This window comes from Nostoc sp. NOS(2021) (assembly GCF_017115025.1).
Classification (GTDB): Bacteria; Cyanobacteriota; Cyanobacteriia; order Cyanobacteriales; family Nostocaceae; genus Nostoc.
Genome location: NZ_JABXKM010000034.1, coordinates 1 through 8,206, shown reverse-complemented (window position 1 = coordinate 8,206; position 8,206 = coordinate 1). Strand labels below are relative to the sequence as shown.

The 8,206-nt window shown below is 43.3% G+C and carries 10 protein-coding genes and 1 pseudogene; 1 reads left to right on the top strand and 10 read right to left on the bottom strand.

Annotated elements, in window-relative coordinates; genetic code table 11:
* Positions 1-245 (bottom strand): annotated as a pseudogene (locus HWQ41_RS03670) (hypothetical protein); the annotation flags it as partial.
* A gap of 62 nt (positions 246-307) precedes the next feature.
* Between HWQ41_RS03670 and HWQ41_RS03665 the strand changes: the two are divergent.
* A complete protein-coding gene (locus HWQ41_RS03665) occupies positions 308-2,197 on the top strand; it encodes a S9 family peptidase (RefSeq protein WP_292760058.1) in 1,890 nt (629 codons plus the stop codon).
* A gap of 62 nt (positions 2,198-2,259) precedes the next feature.
* Here the strand turns inward: HWQ41_RS03665 and HWQ41_RS03660 are convergent, their stop codons facing one another.
* The 9 genes from HWQ41_RS03660 to HWQ41_RS03620 all read right to left on the bottom strand — a co-directional run.
* Positions 2,260-2,604 (bottom strand): DUF5615 family PIN-like protein, encoded by a 345-nt coding sequence (locus HWQ41_RS03660; protein ID WP_292760056.1) that lies wholly within the window; start codon positions 2,602-2,604, stop codon positions 2,260-2,262.
* Positions 2,601-2,894 carry a DUF433 domain-containing protein gene (locus tag HWQ41_RS03655; protein ID WP_099067084.1) on the bottom strand — a complete coding sequence of 98 codons (294 nt, stop codon included), beginning with the start codon at positions 2,892-2,894 and terminating at the stop codon, positions 2,601-2,603. Before HWQ41_RS03655 ends, HWQ41_RS03660 begins: the two co-directional genes overlap by 4 nt.
* Positions 2,895-3,134: 240 nt before the next feature.
* Positions 3,135-4,079: an alpha/beta hydrolase family protein gene (locus HWQ41_RS03650; protein ID WP_292760049.1), complete on the bottom strand. Its 945-nt coding sequence runs from the start codon at positions 4,077-4,079 to the stop codon at positions 3,135-3,137.
* Positions 4,080-4,342: 263 nt separating this feature from the next.
* Positions 4,343-5,548, bottom strand: a complete 1,206-nt coding sequence (locus tag HWQ41_RS03645) for a DUF4238 domain-containing protein (RefSeq protein ID WP_292760047.1) — start codon at positions 5,546-5,548, stop codon at positions 4,343-4,345.
* Positions 5,549-5,668: 120 nt separating this feature from the next.
* Positions 5,669-6,313, bottom strand: a complete 645-nt coding sequence (locus HWQ41_RS03640) for a Uma2 family endonuclease (RefSeq protein ID WP_292760118.1) — start codon at positions 6,311-6,313, stop codon at positions 5,669-5,671.
* 124 nt (positions 6,314-6,437) lie between these two features.
* Positions 6,438-6,722 carry a type II toxin-antitoxin system YafQ family toxin gene (locus HWQ41_RS03635; RefSeq protein WP_292760045.1) on the bottom strand — a complete coding sequence of 95 codons (285 nt, stop codon included), beginning with the start codon at positions 6,720-6,722 and terminating at the stop codon, positions 6,438-6,440.
* Entirely contained in the window at positions 6,719-6,934 is a 216-nt protein-coding gene (locus tag HWQ41_RS03630) for a hypothetical protein (protein WP_292760043.1), read from the bottom strand. Before HWQ41_RS03630 ends, HWQ41_RS03635 begins: the two co-directional genes overlap by 4 nt.
* 44 nt (positions 6,935-6,978) lie before the next feature.
* On the bottom strand, positions 6,979-7,971 hold the full coding sequence (gene pheS, locus HWQ41_RS03625; RefSeq protein ID WP_292760041.1) for a phenylalanine--tRNA ligase subunit alpha: 993 nt from the start codon (positions 7,969-7,971) through the stop codon (positions 6,979-6,981).
* Positions 7,972-7,981: 10 nt separating this feature from the next.
* On the bottom strand, positions 7,982-8,206 hold a 225-nt coding region (locus HWQ41_RS03620), incomplete at its 5' end, for a hypothetical protein (protein WP_292760040.1).

The following is an 8,206-nucleotide window of genomic DNA, read 5'->3' as shown; positions in this document are numbered from 1 at the left end:
AAAGACTCATTAATGGAGTTCAAAGACTCATTAATGGAGCTAAAAGACTCATTAATGGAGCTAAAAGACTCATTAACGGAGTTCAAAGACTCGTGAATAAGTTTTACTAATTGCTGATTGTAAATATTTTCCGCATCTCTGTGTCCCCATTTTTGATGCAATACGCTTAAAATAAGGCTTTTTTCTCTCCCTTTGCTCTCCCTGCTACCTACTGCCCTACTTATTCTCCAGCTAGATTCATCCAATAGAATGAATTGTCATTTTCACCACTAAGTAACAATAAAGAAGTCAAATAGAGTATAAAAATATGTCATCTGCTCAAGCGCCCTCCCTACCAACGCTGATTTCGCGCGAAATTCTGTTTGGGAATCCCGAAAAAACCAGTCCACAACTCTCGCCTGATGGCAAGTATTTGGCATATATTGCCCCTGATGAAAAAAATGTCTTACAAGTTTGGTTGCGAACTGTCGGACAAGAAGACGACCAAATACTAACTGCTGACAAAAAACGTGGTATCCGCATTTTCTTCTGGACTTATAACGCCGACCAGTTGATTTATATGCAGGACTCAGATGGCGACGAGAACTTTCACCTCCATTTGGTAAATATTCACTCCAAGATTGTGCGTGACTTAACGCCATTCCAGGGTGTGAAAGCTGAACTCGTGGAACTGGAACCTAAATTTCCAGATCAAGTGCTGGTAGCGTTGAACTTGAACAACCCCCAAAAGTTTGACGTTTACCGCATCAACCTAAAAAATGGTGCAGTGGAGTTCGACACCGACAACCCCGGTAATATTATCAGTTGGACATCTGACGCCCAGTTTCAAATACGTGCAGCAACAGCTAGCACACCCGATGGTGGTTATGATTTGTTATTGCAGAAAACGGCAGACAAACAGTGGGAAATTCTTCGCCACTGGGGGCCAGAGGAAGAAGGGGGTTCTGTTAGCTTCTCCACTGATGGCAAAACTCTTTATATTCGAGGCAATCATGATGCTAATGCCAAACGTCTGCTAGCTGTTGACCTAGACACTCGTAAAGAAACTGTCATTGCTGAAGATGAACAGTATGATGTCGTGGGGATAATCATTCAGCCATTGACACGAGTTATCCAAGCAGTTTCTTTCTACAAAGACAAACAAGAATGGCAGATAATCGATCGCACTATCGCCGCTGATTTTGAGGAAATCGCCAAGGTGAGTCCTGGGGAATTCTCTCTAATTAGCCGCGACTTGGAAGATAAAACCTGGCTAGTAGCTTATAGAACTGACGATGGGCCAGTTTATTACTATGCCTATAATAGAGAGTCAAAAACCAGCACCTTCCTCTTTAGCAATCAACCTAAACTCGAAGCGTTGCAGTTAGCTTCAATGCAACCGATTTCTTATGAAGCGCGGGATGGCTTGACTATCCACAGTTACCTAACAACCCCTGTGGGAATACCTACCCAGAATCTACCAACAGTACTGCTGGTTCATGGTGGCCCTTGGGCGCGAGATGTTTGGGGTTTCTCTCCCACAACGCAATGGCTAGCTAACCGGGGTTATGCTGTTTTGCAAGTGAACTTTCGCGGTTCTACTGGCTATGGAAAAGCATTTTTGAATGCTGGTAATCGCGAATGGGCTGGCACAATGCACGATGACTTGATTGACAGCGTGAATTGGCTAGTGGAACAAGGTATTTCCGACCCGCAAAAGATTGCGATTATGGGTGGTTCTTATGGTGGTTACGCTACTCTAGTGGGGTTGACTTTTACACCAGAAATCTTTGCTGCTGGTGTAGATATTGTGGGGCCGAGTAACCTAATTACTCTGATAGAAACTATACCGCCTTATTGGGAACCGATGAAGGCAATGCTTTATCACCGTGTTGGTAACTTGGAGACAGAATCAGAGTTTCTGAAATCGCGATCGCCTTTATTCTTCGCTGACCGAATTCAAAAACCTTTACTCATCGGTCAAGGTGCAAACGATCCACGGGTGAAACAATCAGAAAGTGATCAAATTGTCAACGCCATGCAACAGGCTGGTTTGCCAGTGCAATATGCACTTTACACAGATGAAGGGCATGGTTTTGCCAGACCAGAAAATCGCTTGCATTTCTTTGCGATCGCAGAGGAGTTTCTCGCCAAATATTTAGGCGGTAGATTTGAACCTTTGGCAGATATCCCCGGTCATTCAGGAATAGTAAAATAAAGTATCAAATGGGTGGTTAGTGTCATTCACCAACCACCTTAATATTTTTAATTTGAAACGATTCATCCATACAACAACTGATTCCTAATTTCATCAGCCGTTAGTGTGCTTACCAGAATACCAATCCGTTGCGCGACTTCATAAGCGTTTTTCTGAGGCACAACGATAATCCCAAAATGTTCTTTATTCTCCTCTATATACTGGAGATGCAACCGCTCAAAATCGACACGGTTATGTGTCATGATACATCTGCCCACAGAAGTTGCAAACTCAAGTTGCTCACGGTCTGTTTTGCCAAGTGTTGCTTGTTCCGAAACAGTTGTGATATCTAGACCGCGCGATCGCAACAGTGTAGCAACCAACGCTGACATATCCTCATCACTGTAAAGTGCAGCAAAAACCGTCACGATTTGCCCAATATAGCTTTGACAGATGGATGTATTAATTCATCGGGTACTCGGTTTCGCTCAATGTATTCATTAATCTCTGCCTGATGATCGAGATAAAAACTCAAGGCATCAAACACTTGTGCCAGCGTCAAATGTGGCAAATGGTTCAGGATTTCTTCTGGCATAATCCCCAACCGCCACAAACCGACAATGGCACGAACAGATGTGCGAGTACCTATAATAATTGGCTCTCCACTCAAAATTTCCGGGTTACGGGTAACGTAGCGCGAGGAGGTTTCAGCAAACATAGAACGAATCACTCAGCATAACTGGCGTTGCCTCTAGTTTACCAATAGTTTTGGTCAGCAGCAGGCTGCTTTGCCAGACTAGAAAATCGCTTAATTGAGGGATGCGATGTCTACGACGGGCTACGCCTACGCAGAGGAGTTTCTCGCCAAATACTTAGGTGGAAGATTTGAACCTTTGGCAGATATCCCCGGTCATTCAGGAATAGTTAAATAAAGTATCAAAAGGGTGGTTAGTGTTATTTACCGACCACCTTTTGGCGGCAAGTATTTGAGAAACTTAGATTTCGCACGCTCCCACATCTGCTCAGACAATACGTGCCCCTGGTTCTCCTCGATAAAGTAAGTAAAGTTATCTTCAGCCTCACACTGATAATAAGCCTTCTCAATCTTCTCCATAGCCTTCCTAACCTCAGTAACCGGACTGTGTTTATCCTCGCTGCCAAAATTTAGGTGTAGAGGACGAGGAGCAATCAGCGCCGCAATGTCCGGTGTATCACCGTATTGGTTCAAACCAGGAATAAAGATACCAAATCCAGCAAGACGACGAGTGCTATGAATGGCAGAGTAGGTTGGCAGAGCGCAGTTTCCCACAAGACACTTGAGCCGTGTTTCCCAAGGGCCGACAAGCCATGTGAAAATAGAGCCAAGGGAATGACCATAGCAACCGATCGCCTCAGCATTCACATCGGGTCGCAAACACAAGTAGTCGATAGCTCTCTGCATATCGAGTATGTATTTCCATGCAAGGCACTTGCCGTTGACGAGGTATTGCAAGAAGGTAAAGCGCTCGAAATCACCTCCTCGAAGAATCGAGTCCTGTCTTTCCTCAAAACACAGGGCGTCTGGACAAAGCACAACGTACCCCTCGCGTGCCAGAGCAACACCTGTAAATTGTGTTGGGTCGCCGATAAGACCGGCAGGCTCGCTTTTGCCGAGCGTCCAATTATTATTATGCTGATGCCAGACAGCGATCGCTGGGGCAGGTGATTTGGGAGTCACACCATCCGGTACAATAACATACGCAGGCACACGCTCTCCGGGTTCAACCTGGTATGTTACTTTATCTATTCGATATCCCTCACGAGCTATTGAGTCCTCCAGCCGTGGATCGAGCGGACAAGGTTCAGGCCATTCGCCTCCCAAGCATCTGAGAAGATTCCGGCGAAAGTCTTCTGATTCGTTCATTGGGGCTAAAATCACTCAGCAGAACTGGCATTGCCTCTAGTTTACCAATAGTTCTGGTCAACAGCAGGCTGGTTTGCCAGACTAGAAAATTGCTTGATTGAGGATGCGATCGCTCATTGCTGCTCTTCGGTCGGAGCTATTTCAATAGACTCATATAAGTCAGTTTTGTCACATTTACATAAATAATTTAGTGTATAACAGCGAAAATCACCACCTAAACTTTTGAGACGGCTTATCTTGATTAACCACCCTATGTTAATTGCTCAGTACCAGTGTGCTTTCATGACTGATGGTTCATCATGATAAAGGCTTACACTGTACAACTTCAAATATCTTGTGCCTCCTGTCTCGACACCATCTTCGTAATAATGCACAACTTCAATGGAATCATCTTGAGCAAAAGTATGCAGAGTTTTGAGATCCTTTGTCCAGAAATGAACTTCTGGCTGTAACGGATTAGTGTCAAAATGCTCATAGGCATCAACACTAAGAGAATACCTTGCTTTATTTGTGTAGATAATAAATTCAGTTCCCTTCGCTGATTGAGCATTTTCGATGCTCTCAAGAAATTGAATTGCAAAATCCTGGTGAATCCCGTAGGGCTTAGGTTGGTGTGAAATCAATACAGAATCAGCACTACGATGCGTAAGAATGTTCATGCTAAAAGGGAAATTCGGATCTTTTGTTTCCACCCAAGCATATGGTGCTTCATCTGGAAGTCGAATAAATGGTGATGACACTACTGCAACAGTAGGTGTAAGAGCACAGTAACAGAAAAACTTCTGCTCATTAGTTCCGATATCTTCATATGTCCAAGCTTTTGGAATACTGACTCTATATAAATCATCAATATGCCCAAACTGGTAAGTCACGGGGTTATCTGATGAAAAAAATGGAAGCTCACTTTGATTAAAAACAAAAACAAGTCCAGCCGCGAGGATCAACGATGATAATGTTCCAGCCGCATCAATAATTAGTTTTTTAGCTATTTCATGAGAATCTTTCCAAATTTCATCTGAAATTTCTTGGTTTTGATTATGGGCTTGATCAACATGACGATATAACTCTTCAAGTTTATTAATCTGGCTTTGCCAGTGTTCAAGACTAGGTTGAGTACGCCTAAACAACGTATCGATGAAAAGGGCTAAATAATTTAGTTCCTCAATTGTTAATACTTCTCTGTTACATACTTTTTTCAAGACATGAGGATATTTACCTTCAATCTTTGATAGAGCTTCTTCAATGACTGGTGAACTGTCACTGTCCTCATGAAGCTTATAAAAGTAGGGTTTCCAAAAAGTTCTATGATCTGGAGATTTACGTTGCGGCTCTGACTTGAGCGACTTTTCAATTACCCATACAGATGGTTCAAAGGGTTTATGTTCTGGCATACCATCAGGTTGAGTGGGATCTGTAAAAGCCTTCAGGTAAGTTTTCGGTATGATGTGTTGTTTTTTCTTCTGAGCCATAAGTAAAAATAACCTCAAAGCATGATCTACAGATAGCCTTCAATAACTATAACTTTGTATAGAAATCTGTTGAGCCAATCCCGCCCAATACGTCTGCCCGCTCGCACTGCTCAAATCACTTCATCTGTCTTCCTTACCCACATTGCTTTCTCCAGCGTTAAGTACTTGTTCTACAGTTAGCTGTAAATCTGGGAAAATAGTAGAAGCGATCGCACTATTTCCGGCAAATCTGGTTTCTTCATAAAACCCATCAACTAATATCAGTACGGTAACTGCATTTGTTTGGGGGTCAACAATCCAATATTCAGCAATTCCCCTTGCGGCATACTCAGAACGTTTGTAGCGATAGTCCCGATCTTCGTTAGCTTTGCCAGGAGAAACGACTTCAACAACTAATGCCGGAGGTGGCATATCCAGCGTGATTGTGGATCGCGTTGCACTTTCTAAGGCTGTTGCAAGTTCATCCGTCAGCACAACTAAGTCAGGAATGCGAGTTGTTGCACGAGAACCAGCAACAACAATTTCAACCTTGTTACTCAACCGATTAACCGGGACGAACTTGAGAAAATTTACCAGCAAAAAGAGAGATATCTGGACATTTTTTGGGCTTTCGGGTGGGATTGCAACTAACTCACCTGCCACCAGTTCATATTGGCTATCCGTGCGATCGTCATATTTCAAATATTCCTCAAGCGTTAGACGTTTGCCACCTTGTTGACCCCGTTCAGTAGGTTTTCCGCCAACCCGCAGCACCGCTAGCTTCATTTGTTCTTCAGTCACTTCTGGAATGTCAGAAAGATCAATATCCTCATCTTGCATTGGATTAATCCTCTCCCAATCAGTTTGAGATGCTTTGAAAGAAAATGATTTGCTCACATTTAGCTTAAACTCAGTAAACTTCATCATGAGTGCCGATATCAATTAGCAAAAGTTCCTCTTTACCAGATTCTATATTTTGCACAAAGTTAAATACAATGCGACAATCATAGTCTACTGAACACGCCAAAGCTCCAGACAGTTTGCCTTTAAGTTTATGGGTCTGCAACAGTAGATTAAATGGATCGGCGGTTAGTAGTGCTAACCGCTCTCCAATCCGCTCTTGTAATTCTGGCTGTCGTCTTACCAATCGCTTAAATGCTCGTTTAAACGATGATGCCAGAACTACAGTTCTCACTTACTTAACTCATCCATTATTTGAGTAACTGTACCACGGAACACTTTACCCGCCTGGTATTCTACCTGTGCTTGAGCGATATTAGCAGCAATTGCATCACGCCGCCGTTCTGCCAGTCGATGACGTATCAGATCAATTAGTGTTTCTTGTTCATCTACTGATAAGTCTTCGATGCTTTCTAGAACTTGATCTAACCTGGAAACTGAGGTCATTATTTATTCTTACCTTGGTTGCAATACATAACTATTACGTATGCCTAAAATTGCTGCAAAAACCGCAAATCGCTAGCATATAAACGACGAATATCATCGATTTGATGTAACACCATTGCAAAGCGTTCTACACCAAAACCGGCAGCAAACCCTGTATAAATTTCTGGGTCATAACCCACAGACTTAAGTACATTTGGATCGACCATACCGCAGCCCATCACCTCCAGCCAGCGACCATTCCACTGCAAATCCACCTCAGCCGAGGGTTCGGTAAATGGGAAATAACTGGCGCGGAAACGAATTGGTAAATCGCCAAATATTGCTTGTAAAAATACCTTAATTGTGCCTTTGAGGTCTGTAAAAGTTAGTCCCTCATCAATGGCTAAAAGTTCTATTTGATGGAAAACAGCTGAGTGAGTCGCATCTACATTATCTCGCCGATAAACTCGCCCTGGAGCCACAACCCGAATCGGTGGTTCTTCTCTTTCCATGTAACGAATTTGCACTGACGAGGTATGAGTACGTAAAAGATTGCCATCTGGTAGGTAGAAGGTATCCTGCATATCACGGGCGGGGTGGTCAGGTGGGGTATTGAGAGCCTCAAAATTGTAATAATCTGTTTCCATCTCTGGCCCTTGAGCCACCGTGTAGCCCATACCAACAAAGATATCCAGTGTCCGGTCGATAATACCATTGAGGGGATGAATCCGACCTTGGGGACTGTAAATTCCTGGCATAGTTACATCGAGAGTTTCCGCCTCTAGCTGTAGCTGAATTTGTGCAGATTCCAGGGCAGCACGTTGCTGGTCTAGACTAGTTTGCAGGGATTCTTTGACTGTATTGGCGATCGCTCCAATTTTTGGTCGTTCCTCTGCGCTCATTTGCCCCATACTTCGCAACAATGCCCCCAGTTCCCCTTTCTTACCCAGATAGTTAACTCTGAGTTCTTCCAGATGTTCTAGGGTGTCAGCGGCTGCGATCGCTTTCTCTCCTGACTGCCGCAGTGCTAAAAGTTGAGCTTCTAAATTGCTAGTCATTAGTTATTAGTCATTGGTCATTAGTCATTAGTCTATAGTCAAAAGCTGTGAACTGCTCGATAAATAAACTTACAGCTATGCCATTAATATCAGCCAAAAGGCGTGGGTCGAAACCAAACCTCTGTTTATCAGTTACAGACGATTGGGCTAGTACAGCTTGGCATAAATCCAGATCATATAGGACTCGTATTTGATTTTTGAAATAACTCAGTACACATCTATTCCCTTCTTTCCT

Excerpts from the sequence above, each read along its gene's own strand:
- HWQ41_RS03630 (WP_292760043.1), bottom strand. The coding sequence starts at position 6,934 with ATGACCTCAGTTTCCAGGTTAGATCAAGTTCTAGAAAGCATCGAAGAC.
- HWQ41_RS03665 (WP_292760058.1), top strand. The coding sequence starts at position 308 with ATGTCATCTGCTCAAGCGCCCTCCCTACCAACGCTGATTTCGCGCGAA.
- HWQ41_RS03645 (WP_292760047.1), bottom strand. The coding sequence starts at position 5,548 with ATGGCTCAGAAGAAAAAACAACACATCATACCGAAAACTTACCTGAAG.
- HWQ41_RS03640 (WP_292760118.1), bottom strand. The coding sequence starts at position 6,313 with ATGAAGCTAGCGGTGCTGCGGGTTGGCGGAAAACCTACTGAACGGGGT.
- HWQ41_RS03650 (WP_292760049.1), bottom strand. The coding sequence starts at position 4,079 with ATGAACGAATCAGAAGACTTTCGCCGGAATCTTCTCAGATGCTTGGGA.
- pheS (WP_292760041.1), bottom strand. The coding sequence starts at position 7,971 with ATGACTAGCAATTTAGAAGCTCAACTTTTAGCACTGCGGCAGTCAGGA.
- HWQ41_RS03655 (WP_099067084.1), bottom strand. The coding sequence starts at position 2,894 with ATGTTTGCTGAAACCTCCTCGCGCTACGTTACCCGTAACCCGGAAATT.